This window comes from Ralstonia pickettii (assembly GCF_001699815.1).
Classification (GTDB): Bacteria; Pseudomonadota; Gammaproteobacteria; order Burkholderiales; family Burkholderiaceae; genus Ralstonia; species Ralstonia thomasii.
The window spans coordinates 35,073-56,878 of the sequence record NZ_MCGB01000084.1; the positions used below are offsets into that span (position 1 = coordinate 35,073).

The 21,806-nt window shown below is 63.8% G+C and carries 23 protein-coding genes; 17 read left to right on the top strand and 6 right to left on the bottom strand.

What is annotated here, in order from left to right; translation table 11 throughout:
* Positions 1–86: 86 nt before the first annotated feature.
* Together BEK68_RS17185 and BEK68_RS17190 are read left to right on the top strand one after the other, a co-directional pair.
* Positions 87–1,376 (top strand): ABC transporter substrate-binding protein, encoded by a 1,290-nt coding sequence (locus BEK68_RS17185; RefSeq protein WP_170816394.1) that lies wholly within the window; start codon positions 87–89, stop codon positions 1,374–1,376.
* Positions 1,373–4,315: a bifunctional diguanylate cyclase/phosphodiesterase gene (locus tag BEK68_RS17190; RefSeq protein ID WP_028866923.1), complete on the top strand. Its 2,943-nt coding sequence runs from the start codon at positions 1,373–1,375 to the stop codon at positions 4,313–4,315. The genes BEK68_RS17185 and BEK68_RS17190 overlap by 4 nt, the downstream gene beginning before the upstream one ends.
* 95 nt (positions 4,316–4,410) lie before the next feature.
* Here BEK68_RS17190 and BEK68_RS17195 read toward each other — a convergent pair whose 3' ends face one another.
* On the bottom strand, positions 4,411–5,316 hold the full coding sequence (locus BEK68_RS17195; RefSeq protein ID WP_024974404.1) for a LysR substrate-binding domain-containing protein: 906 nt from the start codon (positions 5,314–5,316) through the stop codon (positions 4,411–4,413).
* Positions 5,317–5,481: 165 nt separating this feature from the next.
* Here BEK68_RS17195 and mdcA point away from each other — a divergent pair, with 165 nt between their 5' ends.
* The 12 genes from mdcA to BEK68_RS17255 all read left to right on the top strand — a co-directional run bounded on the left by mdcA (position 5,482) and on the right by BEK68_RS17255 (position 14,240).
* Positions 5,482–7,170 carry a malonate decarboxylase subunit alpha gene (gene mdcA, locus BEK68_RS17200; RefSeq protein ID WP_065851802.1) on the top strand — a complete coding sequence of 563 codons (1,689 nt, stop codon included), beginning with the start codon at positions 5,482–5,484 and terminating at the stop codon, positions 7,168–7,170.
* Positions 7,170–8,099 carry a triphosphoribosyl-dephospho-CoA synthase gene (locus BEK68_RS17205; RefSeq protein ID WP_004632482.1) on the top strand — a complete coding sequence of 310 codons (930 nt, stop codon included), beginning with the start codon at positions 7,170–7,172 and terminating at the stop codon, positions 8,097–8,099. Before mdcA ends, BEK68_RS17205 begins: the two co-directional genes overlap by 1 nt.
* Complete coding sequence (locus tag BEK68_RS17210; protein ID WP_065851805.1) at positions 8,086–8,385, top strand: malonate decarboxylase subunit delta; 300 nt, start codon at positions 8,086–8,088, stop codon at positions 8,383–8,385. Before BEK68_RS17205 ends, BEK68_RS17210 begins: the two co-directional genes overlap by 14 nt.
* Before the next feature lie 9 nt (positions 8,386–8,394).
* Positions 8,395–9,240: a biotin-independent malonate decarboxylase subunit beta gene (locus BEK68_RS17215; RefSeq protein ID WP_065851808.1), complete on the top strand. Its 846-nt coding sequence runs from the start codon at positions 8,395–8,397 to the stop codon at positions 9,238–9,240.
* The gene (gene mdcE / locus BEK68_RS17220; RefSeq protein WP_065851809.1) at positions 9,237–10,067 is read left to right on the top strand and encodes a biotin-independent malonate decarboxylase subunit gamma; all 831 of its coding nucleotides are present in this window, start codon (positions 9,237–9,239) and stop codon (positions 10,065–10,067) included. The genes BEK68_RS17215 and mdcE overlap by 4 nt, the downstream gene beginning before the upstream one ends.
* A 358-nt stretch (positions 10,068–10,425) precedes the next feature.
* The gene (gene madL, locus BEK68_RS17225) at positions 10,426–10,833 is read left to right on the top strand and encodes a malonate transporter subunit MadL (protein WP_004632473.1); all 408 of its coding nucleotides are present in this window, start codon (positions 10,426–10,428) and stop codon (positions 10,831–10,833) included.
* A gap of 11 nt (positions 10,834–10,844) precedes the next feature.
* Entirely contained in the window at positions 10,845–11,609 is a 765-nt protein-coding gene (madM, locus tag BEK68_RS17230) for a malonate transporter subunit MadM (RefSeq protein WP_004632471.1), read from the top strand.
* Positions 11,606–12,241, top strand: coding sequence for a malonate decarboxylase holo-ACP synthase (locus BEK68_RS17235; protein ID WP_065851811.1), 636 nt, complete (start codon positions 11,606–11,608; stop codon positions 12,239–12,241). Before madM ends, BEK68_RS17235 begins: the two co-directional genes overlap by 4 nt.
* Positions 12,238–13,230 (top strand): malonate decarboxylase subunit epsilon, encoded by a 993-nt coding sequence (gene mdcH, locus BEK68_RS17240; RefSeq protein WP_028866928.1) that lies wholly within the window; start codon positions 12,238–12,240, stop codon positions 13,228–13,230. Before BEK68_RS17235 ends, mdcH begins: the two co-directional genes overlap by 4 nt.
* 85 nt (positions 13,231–13,315) lie before the next feature.
* Positions 13,316–13,609, top strand: coding sequence for a hypothetical protein (locus BEK68_RS17245; protein WP_028866927.1), 294 nt, complete (start codon positions 13,316–13,318; stop codon positions 13,607–13,609).
* A gap of 30 nt (positions 13,610–13,639) precedes the next feature.
* Positions 13,640–13,939 carry a hypothetical protein gene (locus tag BEK68_RS17250; RefSeq protein WP_065851813.1) on the top strand — a complete coding sequence of 100 codons (300 nt, stop codon included), beginning with the start codon at positions 13,640–13,642 and terminating at the stop codon, positions 13,937–13,939.
* A gap of 115 nt (positions 13,940–14,054) precedes the next feature.
* On the top strand, positions 14,055–14,240 hold the full coding sequence (locus tag BEK68_RS17255) for a hypothetical protein (RefSeq protein WP_037042922.1): 186 nt from the start codon (positions 14,055–14,057) through the stop codon (positions 14,238–14,240).
* Positions 14,241–14,293: 53 nt separating this feature from the next.
* Here BEK68_RS17255 and BEK68_RS17260 read toward each other — a convergent pair whose 3' ends face one another.
* A complete protein-coding gene (locus BEK68_RS17260; RefSeq protein WP_004632461.1) occupies positions 14,294–15,889 on the bottom strand; it encodes a peptide chain release factor 3 in 1,596 nt (531 codons plus the stop codon).
* Between the two features lie 372 nt (positions 15,890–16,261).
* Between BEK68_RS17260 and BEK68_RS17265 the strand changes: the two genes are divergently transcribed.
* Both BEK68_RS17265 and BEK68_RS17270 read left to right on the top strand, forming a co-directional pair.
* A complete protein-coding gene (locus BEK68_RS17265) occupies positions 16,262–16,489 on the top strand; it encodes a hypothetical protein (RefSeq protein ID WP_004632457.1) in 228 nt (75 codons plus the stop codon).
* A 123-nt stretch (positions 16,490–16,612) separates the two neighbouring features.
* The gene (locus BEK68_RS17270) at positions 16,613–16,939 is read left to right on the top strand and encodes a hypothetical protein (protein WP_065851815.1); all 327 of its coding nucleotides are present in this window, start codon (positions 16,613–16,615) and stop codon (positions 16,937–16,939) included.
* 12 nt (positions 16,940–16,951) lie between these two features.
* Here BEK68_RS17270 and BEK68_RS17275 read toward each other — a convergent pair whose 3' ends face one another.
* The 4 genes from BEK68_RS17275 to BEK68_RS17290 all read right to left on the bottom strand — a co-directional run bounded on the left by BEK68_RS17275 (position 16,952) and on the right by BEK68_RS17290 (position 20,119).
* Positions 16,952–17,959 carry a YihY/virulence factor BrkB family protein gene (locus BEK68_RS17275; RefSeq protein ID WP_004632453.1) on the bottom strand — a complete coding sequence of 336 codons (1,008 nt, stop codon included), beginning with the start codon at positions 17,957–17,959 and terminating at the stop codon, positions 16,952–16,954.
* Positions 17,960–18,079: 120 nt separating this feature from the next.
* Positions 18,080–18,385, bottom strand: a complete 306-nt coding sequence (locus BEK68_RS17280; RefSeq protein ID WP_028866842.1) for a membrane protein — start codon at positions 18,383–18,385, stop codon at positions 18,080–18,082.
* Between the two features lie 69 nt (positions 18,386–18,454).
* Entirely contained in the window at positions 18,455–18,622 is a 168-nt protein-coding gene (locus BEK68_RS17285) for a DUF1328 domain-containing protein (RefSeq protein WP_004632450.1), read from the bottom strand.
* A gap of 90 nt (positions 18,623–18,712) precedes the next feature.
* A complete protein-coding gene (locus BEK68_RS17290) occupies positions 18,713–20,119 on the bottom strand; it encodes a sigma-54-dependent transcriptional regulator (RefSeq protein WP_028866843.1) in 1,407 nt (468 codons plus the stop codon).
* A gap of 538 nt (positions 20,120–20,657) precedes the next feature.
* Between BEK68_RS17290 and BEK68_RS17295 the strand changes: the two genes are divergently transcribed.
* A complete protein-coding gene (locus BEK68_RS17295; protein ID WP_024542661.1) occupies positions 20,658–21,761 on the top strand; it encodes a sigma-54 interaction domain-containing protein in 1,104 nt (367 codons plus the stop codon).
* Positions 21,762–21,806: the final 45 nt, after the last annotated feature.

The following is a 21,806-nucleotide window of genomic DNA, read 5'->3' on the forward strand; positions in this document are numbered from 1 at the left end:
AGCGCCCCGATCGACGGGCGGCCGCGAGAAGTCTTCCCTGCTTCGCGAGCCCAACCGGCTCATACCGAACCGAAAGCGAGCGTGATATGCGACAAAGCCACTTTGCCCGGCTGCTATCCGGTCTGATCGGTTTGCTGATTCTGTCCGGTTGCCACCAGCAAGACGCCACCATCACCAGTTCGCCCTCGCCGCACCGAACCAGCATTACGGCATTGATCTGGGCACCGGACTGGCCCGAGCAGATGCTTCAGATTGCTGCCGAGTTCAGCAAGCTCAATCCCGATGTGCAGGTGGACGTTCAATTCATGATCGGCAATTCGGTCGAAGAGAACATCAAACCCCGCGTCGCTGCCGGCACGATGCCCGATCTTTTGAGCGTCAACCCAAATGCCTATTCGGCCGAACTGGCCGATCAGCGCGTCCTTGCCAATGTCAGCCAGACATTGGCGTGGACGAACATGCTCGCCCCGCTCAAGCGGGACTGGACCAGCCGCCGCGGCAAAGGGTTCGGCATCTCGGGCGGTGTCGCAACGACGATGATCTACTACAACCGCGAGATGTTCGAAAAAGCGGGCATCGACAAGCTGCCAGCAAATTTCGACGAGTTCCTGCGCGTTTGCGCGCAACTCAAACGCGCAGGATTCACGCCCATGATGTTGAACGGCGCATTCCCGAACATGCTCGGAAACGGACCGTTTGCCTCGGGCTTCGCCAACAACGTGATCGCGCACGAGCCGAACTGGAAAAGCAAGATGGCCGAGGGCACGCTGGATCTCGACACCCCCGAGGTCGCTGATATCTTCGCCAGGATGGCACTGCTGCCGGAGCGCGGCTACGTCCAGGCGTCGTTCATGGCAACCGGCTACGACGACGGCATGCGTCTTTTCAAGGAAGGCAAGGTGGCGATGGCCTTCCAGGGCAGTTGGGCGGCGGGCCTGCTGCTGCACGGCAATCGCTTTGCGGTCGGCGTATTCATCCCGCCATGGAACAAGCGCGGCGCTCAGATGGTGCCCGTGCTCGGCAGCGAGACAGGCTTTGCCGTATGCGAGACGCCCAACAAGGCAGCTGCAATGCGCTTTCTGGAATTCATCGCCGGCAAAGGCTTCCCGATTCTGCAGAGAAAGCGCCACAACATCTCCCCGTTCCAGCAAGACGCGGAAACGGCCGTCAGTGACCCGGAAATCGTCGACTACACGAATACGGTCAGCCGCTATTTGGTGACTGCCAGCCCGTACTATTCGACGCTGCCTTCAAACACGCTCGAGTCGCTGCATGGGTTGATGCAGGACGTGTTGCTCAAGAAGATGTCGCCCAGCCAAGCGGCGAAGCGACTCGACGAATCGGTCAAGAATGAAGCGAAGATGCACTACAAATGAACTCGATCCCACGGTTGCTGCAGCGCGCTTTCGACTATCTCTCACAGGACCTGCTTCGCCGCGTTGAGATTCGCCACCGGTTGGTTGCCGCGTTCATCCTGCTGTCTCTGCTGCCGATCTGCATTTCGGCCAGCATTTCGTATGTGAACTCGATCGCGGCGATCAAGGAGAACGCAGAGATCTTCTCGAAGGAGGTGGTCAAGCAAGTCTCGAGAAACATCGAATTGCGCATGCGGCAGATCGAGACGGAAAGCAACTTGCTGGTGCTCTCCAATCGGGTTCAAGGCGCGCTTGCCAGGGCTGCGAGCGGCAACGGCAAGGAGCAAAGCGAGGCACGCCAGGACATGGCGCGGCTGCTCCTCGAGCATTACGGATCGGTTGATTTCATCAACCAGAAGTATCTGCTCGACAAGAACAACCGGATTCTCGACACCCAGGCCGCCACGCAATTGACCCAGGGTGTGACACGCCTCGTCTCACGCGCTCAGGACGAGCATGCGCACACGTACTGGGGCAGCTACGACAACGGTGTTGGACAGCAAAACGTCGGGGTGGTGCGCGCCATCATCGACAAGAACAGCAACCGCCAGCTCGGCAATCTGGTGCTGATCGTCCGCCCCGCATACTTCTCGACCATCTTCAACGACGTCGCCACGGGCAGCGGTACGCAAATCTACATTCTCGATGCGAGTAACGAGGTCATCATCCGGGCCGCCGACGCCTCGAATGATATCGGCGCACTACCCGAACCCGGCCTGCTCGAAAACCTCGCGCGCAACGCGACATCGGGCGAGGCGCGAAGCTTTGTTGCGGTCGAGGGAAAGCGCGGAGGACGTTATTTGACTGCGTACGCCAAAATCCCCGGCACGACCTGGTTCGTGGTGAGCACCATTGCGGAGAAAAAACTGACGGCCGAGGCACAAGCGGTGCGAAACCAGATCGCGCTGGTCGGCATCTCGGGGGTTCTGCTGTCGATCTTCCTTGCTTACTTCATCTCGCACAGCATTTCTGCGCCGCTCAGGGAGCTGGTGCGCAAGGTGCACGATACCTGCGACGATGCCGGCGCCCAGGTCGACGAAGGAAAGCACGAGGAAGCCGGGGCCCGCGCCAAGGACGAACTGAGCAGGCTCGCGCAGCGCTTCGAGAGAATGCGCGAAGCGATCAAGCAGAAGATCCAGAAGATCAACGAGATCAATGCCTCGCTCGAACAAACCGTCATCGAACGGACGGCAGAGCTCGTCACGCGGGAGCGGGAGTCGCGCACACTGATCGAGAACTCCCCAGATACGATTGCCCGCTATGACCGCGAGTCCCGCCGCATTTACGCCAACCCTGCGTTCTGTGCCCTGGCTGGTTGCAGCCTTACGGAAGCGCTCGGCAAGCGGCCCTCGGAACTCCCCGGCGGCGACAACGCGCGCGTCTACGAAAAGATCATCAGCGACGTCATTTCAAGCGGCACAAGCGCGCAATTCGAACTGAGATGGGCCGGCAAGGATGGGCAGGAACAATGCTCGCACGTCCGCCTCACGCCGGAGACCGACCAAGCCGGCAATGTGCATTCCGTGTTGGCGGTCGGTCGTGATCTCTCCGACCGGATGGCGTTTGAGGCCACCATCTGGAAACAGGCCAATTTCGATGCACTGACGGGCCTGCCGAATCGCCAGATGTTCCATGAGCGCCTCGCCCAGGAAGCCAGTCAGCCAGGCCATATCGGGCGGCGCATGGCGTTGATGCTGATCGATCTCGACCGCTTCAAGGAAGTCAACGACTCGCTCGGGCACGATAGGGGAGATACGTTACTGATCGAGGCCGGCAAGCGCATCGGTTCGTGCGTGCGCCAATCGGATACGGTCGCCCGTCTGGGCGGGGATGAGTTCACCGTCATCCTGCCCAATCTGGATGACGCGGAGAGCGTTGAACGGATCGCCAGGACCATCATCGGCAAGTTGGCCGAGCCATTCAAACTGGGCACGGACGAGGCCTTCATTTCTGCCAGCGTTGGCGTCACCTTCTACCCCGACGACGCCCACGATCTTGACGTGCTGTTCAAGAACGCCGATCAAGCCATGTATGCGGCCAAAAACGCCGGGCGCAATCGCTTCAGTTACTTCAAGCCCGACATGCAGGTGGAGGCCGAACAGCGCCTGCGGCTCACCAGCGATTTGCGCGCCGCGCTGCCCAGCGGCCAGTTTCAGGTCTACTACCAGCCCATCGTGGAGCTCGCCACGGGCGAGGTTTGCAAAGCCGAGGCGCTGATCCGCTGGCTGCACCCGGAGCGCGGCACCATCAGCCCGCATGATTTCATTTCCGTGGCGGAAGACACGGGCCTCATCGTCCCCATCGGCGATTGGGTATTCAAGCAGGCGGTGCAACAGGCGCGCCAATGGCGCGATCAATTCCATCCGTCTTTCCAGATCAGCGTCAACATGTCTCCGGTGCAGATGCGCCAGGATGGCCAACTGTGCGCGCGATGGTCCGACTTCCTTGCGCGCGAAGGCTTGCCGGTTCAGAGCGTGATGGTGGAAATCACGGAAGGGCTGCTATTGCAGGCCGAATCGCGGACGGACGAGACGCTGCTGACTTTGCGCAGCGCGGGCATCGGGATCTCGATCGACGACTTTGGAACCGGTTACTCGTCGCTTGCGTATCTCAAGCGCTTCGATATTGACTACCTGAAGATCGATCGTTCATTCGTCTACAACCTGAGCTTTGACGAAGACAACCAGGCGCTGTGCGAGGCAATGGTCGTCCTGGCACACAAATTGGGGCTCAAAGTCATTGCCGAAGGTGTGGAGACCGCCGAGCAGCGGGATTTTCTCAAGGCTGTCGATTGCGATTTTGCGCAGGGCTTTCTTTATTCGACGCCGGTTCCGCCGCATGAATTCGAACGTCGGGTATGGCCCATGAGCGAAAAGCGCGCCGCTGATGCTTCAGCATGAAGGACTGAGACACGGAGTCTGAAGAGATCACGCGCCACTTCGTTGCGCCCACAGCGGAAGAAGACTTTCACGTGGTGCGGCACACATGATCAACGTTATCGCGCGCCCAGCAACCGACACTCCGCCGACAACGCCAACAGATTCGGATCGCGCTCCCGATTGCGCTGCATCACCAGCACGATGTGCTGACTGATGGCATAGCGTGCGGCCAGCGAAATCAGTTGCACCTTGGGGCTGAAATCGGCCACGCGGCGCGGTAGTAGCGCGTAGCCGATACCACCGCTCACGAGGTTCATCAGCGAGAAGATGTCGCCCACGCGCAGCGCAATCTGCGGCGCAAAGCCGGCCTTGTCAAAGGCGGCCATGAAGTCGTGATACGTCGCAAAGTCGTCGCCGAGCGCGACGAACTTTTCGCTGCGCACGGTTTGCAAATCGATCTCTGCTGACGACGCATACGGCGAGCCGAGCGGCGCGGCAAAGAGGATCTCGTCGTCAAACATCGGCACGGTCAGCAGATCGGGATTGCGCAGCGGCTCGCCCAGCGCGATGACGATGGCGTCGAGTTGCCCGTCTTCGAGCTTGGCGAGCAGGCTGCGGTTCGAGCCCAGCGTGAGTTCGATGTCGAGCGCGGAGCGGCGTGTTTTCAGGCCCGCAAAGATGCGCGGCAGCGTGCCCACCGTCATTGAATACAGCCCGCCGATCTTCAGCGTGGTTGACGAAAACCCCGCCGCTTCGCGCGTGCGGCGCACGCCGGCTTCGCATTCGGCCAGGATGCGCTCCACGTGCTCGGCAAACACATAGGCGGTCGACAGCGGAATCAGCTTGCGGCCGTCGCGCTTGAACAGCGGGCAGCGCAGCCCTTCTTCCAGCGAATGCAGCGCGCGGTGCACGCTCACCGTGCTTTGCCCCAGCGCTTCCGAAACGCGCGCCATGTTGCCCAGCGTCATGAAGGACTGGAACACCTCAAGCTTCTTCAGGGTGATGTCGTCATCGATTGCCATGGCAGGGTCTCCTCCGGGCGCGTTCTGTTGGCGCGCTGCTATCAGAATTGCCCATTGTTTCATTAACTTCAAGTTAACGAAACGGCGCCAAGGTTGATTGAAGTGCACGTTCTTACGGCATACGGTACAGCCCATCAAATCAATCAAGGCTGGAGACGCCACCCAATGCAACCGATGCCCACCCAATCGGCAAACGGGGTCAACGCACCCATCCCGCCTCAATGGCGCCGGCGGCGCGACGAAAAGGAACGCCGCCTGGCTGCAGCCCGCCGCATTGCCAACGGCAAGGTCATTCCGACCAGCGATATCGTCGCCGCACTCGAAACGCTGCTCGCACCGGGCGACCGCGTCGTGCTGGAGGGCAACAACCAGAAGCAGGCGGATTTCCTGTCGCGCTCGCTGGCCAAGGTGAACCCCGAGCGCCTGCACGATCTGCACATGATCATGCCCAGCGTGAGCCGCGCCGAACATCTCGACATTTTCGAGGCCGGCATCGCGCACAAGCTGGACTTCTCGTTTGCGGGGCCGCAGAGCCTGCGCATCAGCCAGTTGCTTGGCGACGGGCTGCTGGAAGTGGGCGCCATTCACACCTACATCGAGCTGTATGCGCGGCTGGTGGTGGACCTGATTCCGAACGTGTCGCTGGTGGCCGGTTTCAAGGCTGACCGCGACGGCAACATCTACACCGGCCCGAGCACGGAAGACACGCCCGCGCTGGTCGAACCCACGGCGTTTTCCGACGGCATCGTCATCGTGCAGGTCAACGAGATCGTCGACGATCCGGCCGACCTGCCGCGCGTCGACATCCCCGGCTCGTGGGTCGATTTCATCGTGCAGGCCGACAAGCCGTTCTACATCGAGCCGCTGTTCACGCGCGACCCGCGCCTCATCAAACCCGTGCACGTGCTGATGGCGATGATGGCGATTCGCGGCATCTACCAGCGGCACAACGTGCAGTCGCTCAACCACGGCATCGGCTTCAACACGGCCGCCATCGAGCTGATCCTGCCGACGTACGGCGAGCGCCTGGGCCTCAAGGGCAAGATCTGCCGCAACTGGACGCTGAACCCGCACCCGACGCTCATTCCCGCCATCGAATCGGGCTGGGTGGAAAGCGTGCACTGCTTCGGCACGGAACTCGGCATGGAGCGCTACGTGGCCGCACGCCCCGATGTGTTCTTCACCGGCCGTGACGGCTCGTTGCGCTCGAACCGCATGCTGTGTCAGTTGGCCGGCCAATATGCTGTGGACCTGTTCATTGGCGCGACGCTGCAGGTGGATGGCGACGGGCATTCGTCCACCGTCACGCGCGGCCGCCTGGCCGGCTTTGGCGGCGCGCCCAACATGGGCCACGACCCGCGCGGCCGCCGACACGCCACACCGGCGTGGCTCGACATGACCGAACCGGTGACGATGCTGGAGCGCGGCAAGAAGCTCGTCGTGCAGATGGTCGAAACGTTCCAGGAAGGCGGCAAGCCGACCTTTGTCGACACGCTGGATGCGGTGGCCGTGGCCAGGCAAAGCGGCATGCCGCTCGCGCCCATCATGATCTACGGCGACGACGTCACGCACCTGCTAACCGAAGACGGCATCGCGTATCTGTACAAGGCCCGTTCGCTGGAAGAGCGGCGCGCGATGATTGCGGCGGTAGCGGGTGTCACATCGATCGGCCTGCGGCATGACCCATCCAAGACCGAACAGATGCGCCGCGACGGCCTGATCGCGCTGCCCGAAGACCTCGACGTGCGCCGCAGCGACGCCGGCCGCGAACTGCTCGCCGCCAAGAGCATCGCCGACCTGGTCGAATGGTCCGGCGGCCTGTACGACCCGCCTGCACGCTTCCGGAGCTGGTAATGGAGAAGACATTGCAACGGCCCCTCCCGGCCAGCCCGAAAGCACGCGCGAAGCGATTGGCCGCGCTGGTCGAGTCTGCCCTCATCGACGAAGTGACGCTGTCGCCCAAGCCCGGCCTGGTGGATGTGCGCGGCAACGGCGCGCATCACGATCTGGACTGGACGCTGATGGTGCATTCGGCCCAAACCCTGCGCCCCACGTTTGAAGCCATGGCACTGGCCGGCGCGCAGATCGAAACGCAAGCCGGCGCACAACTCGCCCTGCGCGAGCGCATCGGCCGCCTGGGGCGCGAAGGCGAAGCGGCCATGCTCGACGCCACCGGTGGAGTCAACACGCACCGCGGCGCCATCTGGGCGCTGGGCTTGCTGGTGACGGCTGCAGCTCAAACGCCGCCTGCAGTGGACGCAGCCGCTGTTGCGCGCCGCGCCGCGCGCCTGGCGAACATTCCCGACCGCTTTGCCCCCGTCTCGACTGGCCACAAAGGCGAGCGCGCCTGCAATGACTACGGCGTCGGCGGTGCCAAGGGCCAGGCCTGCGCCGGCTTCCCGCATGTGATCAAGGTGGCGCTGCCGGCGCTGCGCCAGGCGCGCGCAGCCGGCATTCGCGAAGACCACGCACGCGTGGATGCATTGCTTGCCGTCATGGCCGCGCTGGATGACACCTGCGTGCTTGCACGCGGCGGCGCGCAAGCACTGCGCGTTGTGCAAACGGGCGCGGCCACTGTTCGTGCAGAAGGCGGCTTGGCAACACCGCAGGGCCGCCGCGCTTTCCGCACGCTTGAACAAGACATGCTGGCGCTGCACGTGTCACCCGGCGGCGCGGCCGACTTGCTGGCTGCCGCGCTGTTCCTCGACCGCCTGCCCGCAAGCGCGCAGGCAGGGTACGACACCGAAACCGCTCATCAGGAAACCGAACATGGAGCATCTTGATTTTCAGTTCACCGGCGGCGCGCCCGCCGGGCGCCGTGCGTATGCCGGCGTGGTCGGCTCGGGCGACCTCGAAGTGCTGTTGACGCCGGGCAACGCCGGCCACATCGACGTGGCCATCACGACGTCCGTCAATGGCATGAGCGCGACGTGGCAGGCGCAGCTTGCACGCGTGTTCGGCTCGCACGCGTGGCCGGCGGCCAAGATCACCATCAACGATTTCGGTGCGACACCGGCCGTGGTGCGGTTGCGGCTTGAGCAGGCGCTCGAAGCGCTCGCGCAATCTTGAGGAGAAGCCATGTCACGCAACCCGATTGAACGCGATAGCTTTATCGAACGCGATGCGCGCCGACGCGCGATTGCGCTGCTCGACCCCGGCACCTTCCGTGAACTACTGGACCCGTTCGAACAATTGACCTCGCCGTGGCTGCCGCGTCAGGGCATCGTCACGCAGGCCGATGATGGCGTCGTGGTGGCGCGCGGCACGCTGGGCGGGCAGCCGGCGGTGGTGCTTGCCATTGAAGGCGCCTTCCAGGGCGGCAGCATGGGCGAGGTGTCCGGCGCCAAGATTGCCGGCGCGCTGGAGCTTGCGGTGGAAGACAACCGCAACGGCATTCCCACACGCGCCGTCATCGTCTTCGAGACCGGCGGCGTGCGGCTGCAGGAAGCCAACCTGGGCCTCGCCGCCATTGCCGAGATCCACGCCGGCATCCGCGCGCTGCGCGAGTATGGGCCGGTGATCGGCATCACCGCTGGCGTGGTCGGCTGCTTTGGCGGCATGAGCATCGCAGCGGGCCTGTGCAGCTACCTGCTGATGACGCGCGAAGCACGCCTCGGCCTGAACGGCCCGCAGGTGATCGAGCAGGAAGCCGGCATTGAAGAATACGACTCGCGCGATCGCCCTTTCATCTGGAGCCTGACGGGGGGCGAACAACGCGCCGCCACGGGGCTGGCCGATGTCTGCATCGAGGACGATTCCGTCACGATCCGCGCGCAGGTGATCGAGTGGCTGCGCGCCGGCGCACCAACGCACCAGCGCAGCGAGCAGATCGACCACTACCTCGCACAACTCGCCGCTGTAGACACATCACGTCAAGCCACGGCAGAAGATGTGCGCACGCACTACGCAAAGGACGTCGCATGAGCCAGAACGAACTTTCCACGCGCGGCGCGACCTGGATGCGCGTGCTTGCCGGCGGCGCGCCGGTGCCAGGTTACGGCAGCACGCTGCAAGTCGTCGATGCCGCGCTGGCGGGACGGCCCACTCGCTACATCGCCATCGTGCCCGACGCCGGGAACCGCTTCCCCCGCGCGCGCAACGGTGAAGTCGGTCTCATCGAAGGCTGGCAGCTTGCGCGTGCCGTGCGCGATGCCATGCGTGCCGATGCAGGGCAGGAAAAGAAGCGCGCCATCGTCGCCGTCATCGATGTGGCAAGCCAAGCCTACGGGCGCCGCGAGGAGGCCTACGGCATCCACCTCGCACTGGCTGCGGCGGCGGATGCCTACGCGGCTGCCAGGTTGGCTGGCCACCCCGTCATCGGCCTCATCGTCGGTCGTGCCATGTCGGGCGCGCTGCTGGCGCACGGCTACCAGGCCAACCGCCTGCTCGCCCTGGACGATGCCGACGTGATGGTGCACGCGATGGGCAAGGCTGCAGCCGCGCGCGTGACGCTGCGCTCCGTCGCCGACCTGGAACGCCTCGCACAAGAGGTTCCGCCCATGGCGTACGACATCGCTAGCTTCGCCTCGCTCGGCTTGCTGTGGAACCTGCTGAAGGTGAAGTCTGCCGACGCGCCCAATGCAGTTGACATCGATACCGTGCAGACGGCGCTCGCGGCGGCGCTGGCCGATATCGCAGCCGACCCATCGCGCGGGCTGGAAAGCCGCCTGGGCGCGCCGCTGCGCGGCGCATCGTCGGAAGTTCGCAAACGCCTGCGCGAGCAATGGAACGCGCAGCCAGAAAGCGCATAACGAATAGGAGACACATCACGGCGCGAACACATGCGCCCCGATGGTTTGGCCGTACCTGCCCTAGATGGCGCCTTGAATTTTTTGCAAGCGGGCGGAAAAAGGAAGGGGAACTGTCTGAGCGCAGCGAGTTTTCCCCTTCCCCGCCCGGTTGCAGAAATTCAAGGGGAAGTCGCCATCTTGGGCGCGCCTTTCTTTGCTTACTTTCTTTGGCAAGACAAAGAAAGTAAGTCAGCCCCGGCAGGGGATGAAACAAGGGATGCACCACCAACGCAATCAACGCAAAACAACCAGTCTTCAAACCTCGATCACCACACCACACAACAGGCGACCCATCGCCGTTCCTTCAGGAGACAAAGACGTGATCATCTACGGTACAACCCTGCTGGCGCTCTGTCATATCGCCGGCCTCTTCCTGGGCGACCTGCTCGGCCAGGCCATCGGCGTAAAGGCCAATGTGGGCGGCGTGGGCATCGCCATGCTGCTGCTCATCTTCGCGCGGCTCTACCTGCACAGGCACGGGCTCATGCCGGCCGCCACCGAGGCGGGCGTCTCGTTCTGGGGCGCCATGTACATCCCGGTAGTGGTCGCCATGGCGGCCACACAGAACGTCGTCACGGCACTGCGCGGCGGCCCGGTTGCGCTGCTCGGCGCCATCGGTGCGGTGCTGGTGTGCGGTGTCTGCATTGCACTCATCAACCGCACGGGCAACGCGGAAGACCGGCGCCCGCTGCCCCCGCTGCCTGAAACCGAACAAGCCCGCGCCTAAGGAGCCCCACCATGCTGTCAATGCTAGAGAAAGTTCTGCAGCACAACGGGCTGGTCGCGGCGTTCGCGCTGGTCGGCATCGTCATGGGTCTGTCGATGTGGGTGTCCAGGAAGCTGACGTTTGGGCGCGTGCACGGCTCGGCCATCGCCATCATGATCGGGCTGGTGCTCGCCTATTGGGGCGGCATGCAGACCGGCGGCGAACGCGGCCTGGCCGACCTGAAGCTGTTCGGCGGCATCGGCCTGATGGGCGGCGCCATGCTGCGCGATTTCGCCATCGTGGCGACGGCCTTTGAAGTGCAGGTGACCGAGGCACGCAAGGCCGGCATGATCGGCGCCATCTCGCTGCTGCTCGGAACGGTGCTGCCGTTCATCGTCGGTGCCAGCGTTGCCTACGCCTTCGGTTACACCGATGCGGTGAGCGTCACCACCATCGGCGCGGGTGCTGTCACGTACATCGTCGGGCCGGTCACCGGTGCGGCGCTCGGTGCCACCTCCGATGTGATGGCGCTGTCGATTGCCACGGGGCTCGTCAAGGCGATCCTGGTGATGGTCGGCACGCCGTTCGCGGCCAAGGCGCTGGGCTTGAACAACCCGCGCGCGGCCATGGTGTTCGGCGGGTTGGCGGGTACGGTCAGCGGGGTGTCGGCGGGTCTGGCTGCCACGGATCGGCGCCTGGTGCCGTACGGCTCGCTGGTGGCCACGTTCCATACGGGCCTCGGCTGCCTGCTCGGACCATCGATCCTGTTCCTGGCCACACAAGCGCTGCTGCGATGACATCCACGCCGCTGCGCGCGCACGATCTGCTGTGGGTGTCTGAGACACCCGTGGCGATGGATGGCGCGCCCTTGCCGGACTGGGCCGTCACGGCATATCGGCAAGGCGCGCCTGTCGTGATGCGCCGTGCACCGCGCGGCAGCGACGGTTCCGTGCCGGTCGGCCTGCGCGGCGGCGCGCGGCATGAACGCTGCGCAGCGACGGTAGCCGCCAACAGCATCACGCGTGTGGTCTCGCCCGAGGGGCTGGCAATTGCAGCTGTCTCCATCGCACACGACGCGCCGTTCGCAGCGCTGCGCACCTTGCGCGCGCTGGCGCCCGCACTCGACGCACTCGGCTGGGCGTGGGGCCCCACGGGCGGCGCAGGCTTTACGCTAGCCAGTGGTTTGCCAGTGCTGCATGCGGACAGTGATCTCGATCTCCTTGTGCGCATGCCGCGTGCCCCGTCGACTGCGCAACGCGATCAGCTCGCTCGCCTGTTGGGCGATACCGAGTGCCGCGTCGATTTGCAGATCGACACCGGCCACGGCGGCTTCGCGTTACGCGATTGGCTGGCGTCGCCGCATCAAACGTTGCTCAAGACCGACCACGGCCCCCGGCTCGTCGCAGACCCATGGAGCGACGCGGCATGAGCATCCTGTTCATGTTTCCCGGCCAGGGCAGCCAGCGCGCGGGCATGCTGCATGCGCTGCCTGGTGACCCGGCCGTTGCGCAGACGCTGACCGAAGCCGGCGACATGCTCGGCGTCAATCCGCTCACGCTCGACACCGCAGAGGCGTTGCGGTCGACGGTGGCCGTACAGCTTTGTCTCTTGATTGCAGGCGTGGCCGTGGCTCGCACGCTGGCTCGGCAGGACGCAGGGCCGGACATGGTGGCGGGCCTGTCCATTGGCGCGTGGCCTGCGGCCGTCGTTGCCGGTGTGCTGGAGTTCAGCGATGTGCTGCGCCTCGTCCGTCTGCGTGGTCAGCTCATGGAAGACGCTTACCCAAGCGGGTACGGCATGGTCGCTATCATCGGCCTCGCCGAACCGGAGGTCAGCGGCATCGTTGCGCAAGTCAACACCACCGACACGCCGGCCTATGTCGCCAACGTGAATGCGGAACGGCAGATCGTCGTGGCCGGCAACGACGCAGCGCTCGCGCAGGTCGCCGAACGCGCGCTGGCCCACGGCGCATCGAAGGCGACGCGCTTGTGCATGGCGGTGCCGTCGCACTGCCCGTTGCTTGACGCACAGGCTGCAGAGTTAGCGACCGCTGCCGCAAACATCACCGTCCACGCGCCGCAACTCACCTACGTCAGCAGCAGTCGCGCGCGGGCGCTGTTTCGCGCGAACCTCATCGTTGAAGACCTGGCGTGGAACATGGCGCGACCGGTGTTGTGGCATGACACGCTTCAGCATGCATTGGAACGCGGCGCACGCATGGCGGTGGAGGTGCCGGGCGGCGGCGCACTGGCGCGTCTGGCGCAAGGTGTGTTTGCGGACGATGCGGTGCTGGACGCAGGCAGCGGACTGGACGCGGTGCTGGACGCAGGCAGCGGACTGGACGCGGTGCTGGACGCAGGCAGCGGACTGGACGCGGTGCGGGTGCGGATACGGCGCCAACGTCGCATCGACGACTGATCGCATCGAACTCAGAGTCGGCCGATATCCGTTCTCGCGGTCTTGATAGCAAGATGCTCCCTTCGCAAAAAGGTCGCATCGGTCTATGAGCCCGCTTGAGCACGCCATCGCAGAGAATTACGCCTTACGCCGCCAGTATCTGGCGTTCCTCGAAGACCGATTTGGCGACGAGCTCCCGAAGACCCCCACACCGCGCGATATCGTCAAGCTGCTCAATTTGGATGAGGTGGAGTGGCGCATCTCGCGTCGACAAGCTCGGCTTCTCTTTGATGGCCAATCCTTGCAATGGATCGAAGGCGGGCAAGTTGAAAGACGTTGGCCTGCCGCCTCAGGAAAGCCGGGTTTCAACGGAAAGGAGCATCAATCGCTCAAGGATTGAGGCCCCATACCGGAAGGAAACTATGTCGCATTGCAGTCAGACTTCCAGAAATGGGAAGAAGCGCCTGCCATCAACCGCGCTGCCTGCATACTCAACTTCATCAGTATCAAAGCGGGACGCTGGCCCGGATGCACCATCGCGTGGGGGACACGACGTGTCGGATTGGTCCCGGACCCCGGAACCAACGTGTACGGTCGTAACAACTTCACTATTCACGGCAGCTGGTTTCCCGGCTCCATTGGTTGCATCGACCTGACCAATTCAATGGAGTCGTTCGCAAAGGAGTTTCTTCTCTATGCCAAAGACATGGAGCTGGCCGTTCGCTATTAGGCTAGCGTTAGCCCTGATTCCTGCGCTCGTGTTCTGCATCACCCCACTCGAACTTTGGGGCAGCTTAACTGCCCCAGAGGATTACCCTTTCGGCGCTGAAAGTCCTGCTGCGGCCATGTGGGCATACAAGTCGCAGCGCAACTACCTGGTGTGGTGTGCCGTGTCTTGGCTGGCAAGCGGCATCGCGATCCGGGCGCTGCTCGTCAAGCGCGCGCGCCTTCTCTCTAGAGGCCTGTGGTCGGCGCCATTTCTGATTGCCTGGGCGCTCACGGCGCTCGACGGGACACGGCTGGTGAGTTGACGCTGCATAAAAAAACGGGGCACATGGCCCCGTTTTTTTTGGCTGCTCGCCGCTTAGACGATTTCCCGTGTTTCCATGAACTGGATGTCCGGAAAGCGCTCCTGCGTCAGGCGCAGGTTCACCTGGCTCGGTGCCAGGTACACGTAGTCGCCCGCACCATCCAGGGCCACGTTGTGGCCGGCCTTGTCGATCAGCTTGTCGATATCTTCCTGCTTGCCGCGCAGCCAGCGAGCCGTGGAGCACTCGTGCGGTTCGAAGATGGCATCGACGCCGTACTCGTGTTCAAGGCGATGCGCCACCACGTCGAACTGCAGGATACCGACGGCGCCCAGTACCAGGTCGTTCGACGCCAGCGGGCGGAACATCTGCGTGGCGCCTTCTTCGGCCAGTTGCTGCAAACCCTTCTGCAACTGCTTCAGGCGAAGCGGATTGTTCAGGCGCGCGCGACGGAAGAACTCCGGCGCAAAAGACGGGATGCCCGTGAACTTGAGCGCCTCGCCTTCCGTAAACGCATCGCCCAGCCGGATCGTGCCATGGTTGGGCACGCCGATGATGTCGCCGGCGAAGGCCTCTTCCGTGGTGTTGCGGTCCTGCGCCATGAACGTGATGGCATTGTTGATGGCGACCGTCTTGCCGGTCGACACCTGCAGCAGCTTCATGCCGCGTTCGAAGCGGCCCGAGCACACGCGCACAAACGCGATGCGGTCACGGTGCTTCGGGTCCATGTTGGCCTGAATCTTGAAGACGAAGCCGGTGAACTTCTCTTCCATCGGCTTGACTTCGCGCGTTTCGGTGGGGCGCGCCAGCGGCTCGGGCGACTGGTCAACCAGCGCATCGAGCAGCGACTGCACGCCGAAGTTGTTTACCGCCGAACCGAAATACACCGGGCACTGCTTGCCGGCCAGGAAGGCCTCTTTGTCGAACGTGTGCGATGCGCCGCGCACGAGTTCGATGTCGATGCGCAGTTCTTCCGCCTGCGAGCCCAGCACGCGGTCCAGCTCCGGGTTGTCCAGGCCCTGGATCAGGCCGGCGGTGGCGCCCTTCTCGCTGTCGGCGTTCGGGTCGAACAGCTGCACCGTGTCGTTGACCAGGTGGTACACGCCCTTGAACGACTTGCCCATGCCGATCGGCCACGTCATCGGCGCGCACTGGATCTGCAGCACGCTTTCGATTTCATCGAGCAGCTCGATGGGCGCGCGGCCTTCGCGGTCGAGCTTGTTGATGAACGTCAGGATGGGCGTGCTGCGCAGGCGGCAGACGTTGAGCAGCTTGATGGTCTGCGCTTCCACGCCGTTGACGGAGTCGATCACCATCACGGCGGAATCGACGGCCGTGAGCGTGCGGTACGTGTCTTCCGAGAAGTCTTCGTGACCGGGGGTGTCGAGCAGGTTGACGATGTAGTCGCCGCCCTCGTTTCGGTACGGGAACTGCATCACCGACGACGTAACGGAGATGCCGCGCTGCTTTTCCATCTCCATCCAGTCGGAGGTGGCGTGGCGGTTGGCTTTACGTGCGCGCACGGCGCCGGCCATCTGAATGGCGCCGCCGAACCACAGCAGTTTCTCGGTCAGCGTGGTTTTACCCGCATCCGGGTGGGCAATGATGGCGAACGTCCGGCGGCGCCGGATCTCCTGCTGCAGCGTACTCACGGGCAAAAAACCGAAAGGGAAGGAGTGAAAAATGCGGATGGTTGCGCACGTGGCAAGTGCGCTGGCTGGCGGGTCATCCCGGCGGCCGATAGACTGCCCGAACGGCGTTGTCAATCCGGGGCAGCCGAGATTGTACGCGATCGGCGCCCTTGCTTAGGATCAACTGATCCGGGCCGCAAGCGCGGGAAACTCCCTAGGAACCGTCCCCCAGACGGACGAGACCAACCCGTTGTGGGAATGCACTGACAACCCTTTCGGAGCGGGTGTTATCGAAGTTGTCATGAAGCTCCCGTATTGTGGAGTCCGTCGCGAAACCCGCCTTTGGGTACGCCGCGACATTGAAAGAAGCAAAGAAGCAAGGAGTCCAACATCGTGCGTAGTCGAATCCCTGTCGATCCGGCAGTGCAACGCATCATCGAGACCACCCGCAAGGCGTGGCAACTCGACGAGCAAAGCGTGCGCGCGGCGCGTCAGCAGCGTGCCGCCAATCGCCGCAAACGGATCAAGGCCCTGCCGCAGGACAGCCTGCAGGCACTCGCTGCACTGGCCCTGCAAGCTGAAATCTGGGCCGTGCGCAAGACCGTGGTGACGGTCGGCTAGCCGCGCAGTTCCTCACCGTGTCGAGGGCCACAGTCGTGGCCCTTTTCTTTTGCGCGTCGCGCAACATTGGGGGCATGGCGGTTGCTTGTGACTGACTGACATGACTCAGCTCAGGAGGCCGACATGACCGAACTGACCCCCAAGCCGCCCGCCAGCAGCAATGGCACCACCGGCACAAATGGCGCCAACGGCGCGATCGTCACCCCGCTCCATCCGCAAATCGATCACACCGCGCAGCGCGTCAAAGATGCCACGGCCGAGGGCATCGACCGGCTGGCGAGCGTCCTCTGCATGGCGCTCACACAGTTCGACAAGCGCACCGAACAGTTGAAGAACCTGCACGCGAATGTCTCCGAACAGGCGAGCGGCTCCGTACGTCAGCACCCGGCCATTACCATCGGGCTGGCATTTGTGGCGGGGATGCTGCTGGAGCAACTGACCCGGGATTGATGCGGGGGCGTCTTAGCGGCTCTCGCGGGCTGCGCTTGCGTTGCCCCCGGCCACCCCACTGGAGAGGTTCGCCGCGATCGCCGGGTTGAGCAACGCCGCCTGCGCGGCGGCAGTGGCCCGGCCCGCGCCTTCGTACTGACGGCTGCCGAACTGCAACGCATATTGCCGCGTGACCAGCGCGCCAAAGAAGAAGATCTGCGCCGAGTAGTAAATCCACAGCATCAGCGCCACGACCGAGCCCGCCGCCCCGTAGGACGATGCGACGGCGCTGTTGCCGAGATACAGGCCGATGAGGTGTTTGCCGAGCGTGAAGAGCAGCGCCGTGACGATGGCGCCCAGGGCAACGTCGCGCCAGGCCACGCGCGTTTCGGGCAGCATTTTGAAAATGGTGCCGAACAGCAGCGAAACGACGGCAAACGAAAACGCCGACGACAGCACCTGCGCCACCAGCAACGCAATGCCCGAAGTGGAGCCCGCCCACAACGCGCCCCAAAAGCGCTCCACCACGGCCAGCGCCGCGTTGATGGTGAGCGACACCAGCAGGAGAAACGCCAGCACGAGGATCAGGCTGAATGACAGCAGGCGTGAACGCAGCAAGCCCCACATCCCGGGCTGCTGGCGCGGCGGCACCTCCCAAAGCTCGTCGAGGCTGTCCTTGAGTTCGGAGAACGCCGTGGTGGCGCCCACCAACAACAGCACGATGGCTGTAATTGCCGCGAATAGGCCATTGCCCGAGCGCCGGGTTGCGGCAAGCACGGCTTCCACCGCAGACGCGCCCTGCGCGCCTACCAGACCCTGGATCTGCCCGAAGATTTCGCCGCGGGCGGCCTGTTCGCCAAAGAACAAGCCGGCGATGGAAATGACCAGCACCAGCACCGGTGCCATCGAGAACAACGTGTAGAACGACAACGCCGCGCCCTTGCTCGCGGCGCGATGCGCAGACCACTGCTGCCCTGCCCCCATCAGGACCTGGGCAGATCGCTTGAGCAGGTTGCGGTCGAAGCAGGCGGTCAGGCGCATGGAGGGTCCTTTCAAAGCGACGCGGCCAGCGCGGTGCCGGCCTCGACCTTGAGCCTAGTCAGCACGCGGCACGCGCGCAAGCGCGACCGTGGCTGGCAGGAAGCGTGAGGGTGTTCGCCCTCAGTCGTTATCGCTGCCCAGCAGGCGGCTGATCAGGAAGCCTGCGCCGAATGCCAGGCCGATCGTCGCAAGCGGGTGCGATCGCATGCAGTCCGCCGCATCGCACATCAAGCGCTGCTGCGAGGCCCGCCATTGATCACGCTTGGCAGCGGCCTCGTCAAGTGCGGTGGCCGCTGCGTCGGCAGTGCGGTCGATGGCCTGTGCCGTGGTCGCCTTCACACGCTCGGCGGCTTGCGCCACGTCGCCGCGGATGAGGTTGCCGTTGGCATCGGATTTGGGAAACGGGTTGGTTTGAGACGGTTCCATCAGTCAGCGCTCCTGGAGTTGCGTGGCATCGTGAAAGCCGGGTTGAAAGCTGTGCGCTTCATCCCGGCGTCATCCTCTGCCCGCGACCAAGCCCCAGATGAGGCTGACCACGAATAGCACCACGAAAATCATGAACAGGATCTTGGCGATGCTCGCTGCGCCGGCAGCGATGCCGCCAAACCCGAGCACGGCCGCAATCAGGGCGATGATGAAAAAGACGACTGCATAACGCAGCATGGTGACCTCCTGTGCAGTTGAGTGAGCTTGCCGCCATGGGGCGGATACCCCACTGCTTCAGCAAGCCGCGTACCGCGCCAGGAGGTCCGGCTATGCCTCGGTGGCATGCGCGCGGCCGGAGCTGCCGCTGCTGTCATCGCCGCCGTCGTCGGCATTGCTGTTGCCGTATTCTTCCAGCCGGTTGTAGAGCGTCTTGAGGCTGATGCCGAGCAGTTCAGCCGCGCGCTTCTTCACACCGCCGCACTGCTCCAGCGTGGCGAGGATGATCTTCTTGTCAGCGCTCGCCAGCGACGTGCCGACCGAAATCGTGAGCGTGGAACCGGACGACACCTGCGTGCTCGACACTTGCAGCGGCACGTTGGCCGTATCGATGCCGGCGTCGTCTGACAGGATGTACGCGCGTTGCACGTAGTTGCGCAGCTCGCGCACATTGCCCGGCCAGTGGTAGCCGCGCAGGGTCTCCATGGCCGGCGGCAGGAATCCCTTCTTGGTATTGCTCTGCGCGTTGAGCTGATCGAGGAAATGCTGGGCCAGCAGTTCAACATCCTTGCCGCGCTCGCGCAGCGGCGGCAGCTGCAGCGGAAACACATTCAGACGGTGATACAGGTCGGCGCGCAGCTTGCCGTCGGCCACGGCCTCTTTGGGGTCGCGGTTGGTGGCGGCAATCACGCGCACATCGGAGTCGATCTCGCGGTTGGTGCCCACGCGCATGAACACGCCGGTTTCCAGCACACGCAGCAGTTTCACCTGCAGCTCGATCGGCATCTCGGTGATTTCATCCAGGAACAGCGTGCCGCCGTTGGCCCGTTCGAAGTAGCCCTTGTGCTGGCGGTCGGCGCCGGTAAAGCTGCCGCGCTCGTGGCCGAACATTTCCGACTCGATCAGGTTGGGCGAGATGGCGCCACAGTTGACCGGCAGGAACGGTTGCTTGCGGCGCAGGCTGAGGTCGTGAATGGTCTGCGCGGCCAGTTCCTTGCCTGTGCCCGACTCGCCGATGAGCAGCACAGTCGCCTCGGTGGGCGCGACGCGGCTGACCTGGTCATACAGCGTCTGCATCGCCGTCGAGTTGCCGAGCATCTGTCCGAAGAGGCCCAGGCGCCGCAACTCGCCGCGCAGGTTGCCGATCTCGGCTTTCAGATCGCCTGGACGCGGGATGCGCGCCAGCACCGATTTCAAGCGTTGGAAATTGACGGGCTTGACCAGGTAGTCGGCCGCGCCCATGCGCAGTGCCTCCACGGCGGTTTCTACACTGGCGTGGCCGGTCATGACGATGATCTCGGTACCGGAGTGCGGCGCGATGTCTTCCATCAGATCCATGCCGTTGCCGTCGGGCAGGACGAGGTCGATCAGCACGGCATCGGGGCTGTGACGCGACATCTGAATGCGCGCATCGCGCAGCGACCCGGCCAGCGCGGTGGTGAAGCCTTCGGCACCCACCAGCTCACCCAGAGCAGCGCGTGCGTTGGCATCGTCTTCGACAATCAGAATATGTGGCATCTCGATTCGGTTGGATGAGCCGGCAGGTGCCGGCGGTCATGCATGGCGCAACGGTGCGCTTGGCGGCAGAACCGGCGGCAGGTGCAAAAAGCGTTCCATCCAATACAACCCGGGCATCGCACGGGCAAACCCACGTCGGCGATATGGATGTTGGTAATTTTTACACGCACGCATGCAAGAAATGGATCGAATACATCACTCCAGGGCGGACCGCTGGTACTACGCAGGAGTCAGCATAGTTGAGAAGACCGGCGCTTCGCCACCTGCGGGCGGAAATGGACACCGTACGTCGCATGGCCATGTGAAACCCTCGCGGCATCTGCGTCTCAGGCCGGTTTCTTGTCAGCGTTTGACCGACAGGATGGAAGAAACGTCAGCGCATGCCCGACATACAACGCGCTTGGGCGGCCCTGATAATGGCTCAACTTTTCAACACAATGTGACGGGATGACGACGTACCCTGCCTTCCGAAGACTGCATCGCTGAAGATGCAGCCGCTCGCCAGGACGTCCCCGTTGCGACCAACCACGAGGGAGCCATGTCCTTGAGCGAAGCCTTCGCCGACGATCGTGCAGTGTCCGTCGGGCGCCTGAGCTATCCCCCTGCCCTGGCCGACTTTGACGACACAGAACGCGTGCCGTCCGACGCCGAAACATTGCCTGCCCAACCGATCGCCGAGCCGGATTTCGGTCACCTCTACGGCCGCTCGCCGGTGATGCGTGCGCTGTACGATCAAATCGGCAAGGTCTCCGGCACCCTGGCCACCGTGCTCATCATGGGCGAATCGGGTACCGGCAAGGAACTGATTGCCCGCACGGTGCACGACATGAGCCCGCGCGCAGACCAGGCCTTTATCGCGGTGAACTGCGGTGCCATCTCGCCCAACCTGATCGAGTCCGAACTGTTCGGCCACGAGAAAGGCAGCTTTACGGGGGCTGCCCAGCGTCATATCGGGTATTTCGAACATGCCTGCCGCGGCACGATCTTCCTCGACGAGATCACCGAGATGCCGGTCGAGATGCAGGTCAAACTGCTGCGCGTGCTGGAGACCGGCGTGTTCATGCGGGTGGGCGGTACCGAACCGATCCAGACGCGCGCGCGCATCATCGCGGCCACCAACCGCAACCTGCTGGAAGCGGTGAGTGATGGCGCCTTTCGCGAAGATCTGATGTATCGCCTGGCCGTGGTGCCGTTGCAGGTGCCGCCGCTGCGCGATCGCGATGACGATATCGAAGAACTGGCGCTGCACTTCCTGGCCCAGTTCAACGCCGCACACCAGACCGACAAGGTGTTCTCGCGCCAGTCCCTGGCGGCCCTGCGCAGCCAGCCGTGGCCGGGCAATGTGCGCGAGTTGCGCAACGCCGTGCAGCGCGGCTACATCCTCGGCGAAAAAACCGTCGAACTGGCTGCGCCGCTCGCATCCACGCGCGGCCCTGCGCGCCCGACCGTCAAGGAAGGTGTGCTCAGCCTGTCGGTGGGCGTGACGCTGGCCGACGCGCAACGCGCGATGATCCTGGCCACGCTGGAGCATTTTCATGGTGACAAGCGCCAGGCTGCCAAGACGCTCGGCGTCAGCCTGAAGACGCTGTACAACCGCCTCGACCTCTACCAAAGCACCGCGGCCGCCGCCATGGCGGCCTGACGCAGGCGCTTCTCAGCGCTCCACCGCCTTCGCCCATGTTGTACC

Coding starts and splice junctions, on each gene's coding strand:
- BEK68_RS17185 (WP_170816394.1), top strand. CDS start 87: ATGCGACAAAGCCACTTTGCCCGGCTGCTATCCGGTCTGATCGGTTTG.
- BEK68_RS17190 (WP_028866923.1), top strand. CDS start 1,373: ATGAACTCGATCCCACGGTTGCTGCAGCGCGCTTTCGACTATCTCTCA.
- BEK68_RS17195 (WP_024974404.1), bottom strand. CDS start 5,316: ATGGCAATCGATGACGACATCACCCTGAAGAAGCTTGAGGTGTTCCAG.
- mdcA (WP_065851802.1), top strand. CDS start 5,482: ATGCAACCGATGCCCACCCAATCGGCAAACGGGGTCAACGCACCCATC.
- BEK68_RS17205 (WP_004632482.1), top strand. CDS start 7,170: ATGGAGAAGACATTGCAACGGCCCCTCCCGGCCAGCCCGAAAGCACGC.
- BEK68_RS17210 (WP_065851805.1), top strand. CDS start 8,086: ATGGAGCATCTTGATTTTCAGTTCACCGGCGGCGCGCCCGCCGGGCGC.
- BEK68_RS17215 (WP_065851808.1), top strand. CDS start 8,395: ATGTCACGCAACCCGATTGAACGCGATAGCTTTATCGAACGCGATGCG.
- mdcE (WP_065851809.1), top strand. CDS start 9,237: ATGAGCCAGAACGAACTTTCCACGCGCGGCGCGACCTGGATGCGCGTG.
- madM (WP_004632471.1), top strand. CDS start 10,845: ATGCTGTCAATGCTAGAGAAAGTTCTGCAGCACAACGGGCTGGTCGCG.
- BEK68_RS17235 (WP_065851811.1), top strand. CDS start 11,606: ATGACATCCACGCCGCTGCGCGCGCACGATCTGCTGTGGGTGTCTGAG.
- mdcH (WP_028866928.1), top strand. CDS start 12,238: ATGAGCATCCTGTTCATGTTTCCCGGCCAGGGCAGCCAGCGCGCGGGC.
- BEK68_RS17245 (WP_028866927.1), top strand. CDS start 13,316: ATGAGCCCGCTTGAGCACGCCATCGCAGAGAATTACGCCTTACGCCGC.
- BEK68_RS17255 (WP_037042922.1), top strand. CDS start 14,055: ATGTGGGCATACAAGTCGCAGCGCAACTACCTGGTGTGGTGTGCCGTG.
- BEK68_RS17270 (WP_065851815.1), top strand. CDS start 16,613: ATGACCGAACTGACCCCCAAGCCGCCCGCCAGCAGCAATGGCACCACC.
- BEK68_RS17275 (WP_004632453.1), bottom strand. CDS start 17,959: ATGCGCCTGACCGCCTGCTTCGACCGCAACCTGCTCAAGCGATCTGCC.
- BEK68_RS17280 (WP_028866842.1), bottom strand. CDS start 18,385: ATGGAACCGTCTCAAACCAACCCGTTTCCCAAATCCGATGCCAACGGC.
- BEK68_RS17285 (WP_004632450.1), bottom strand. CDS start 18,622: ATGCTGCGTTATGCAGTCGTCTTTTTCATCATCGCCCTGATTGCGGCC.
- BEK68_RS17290 (WP_028866843.1), bottom strand. CDS start 20,119: ATGCCACATATTCTGATTGTCGAAGACGATGCCAACGCACGCGCTGCT.
- BEK68_RS17295 (WP_024542661.1), top strand. CDS start 20,658: ATGTCCTTGAGCGAAGCCTTCGCCGACGATCGTGCAGTGTCCGTCGGG.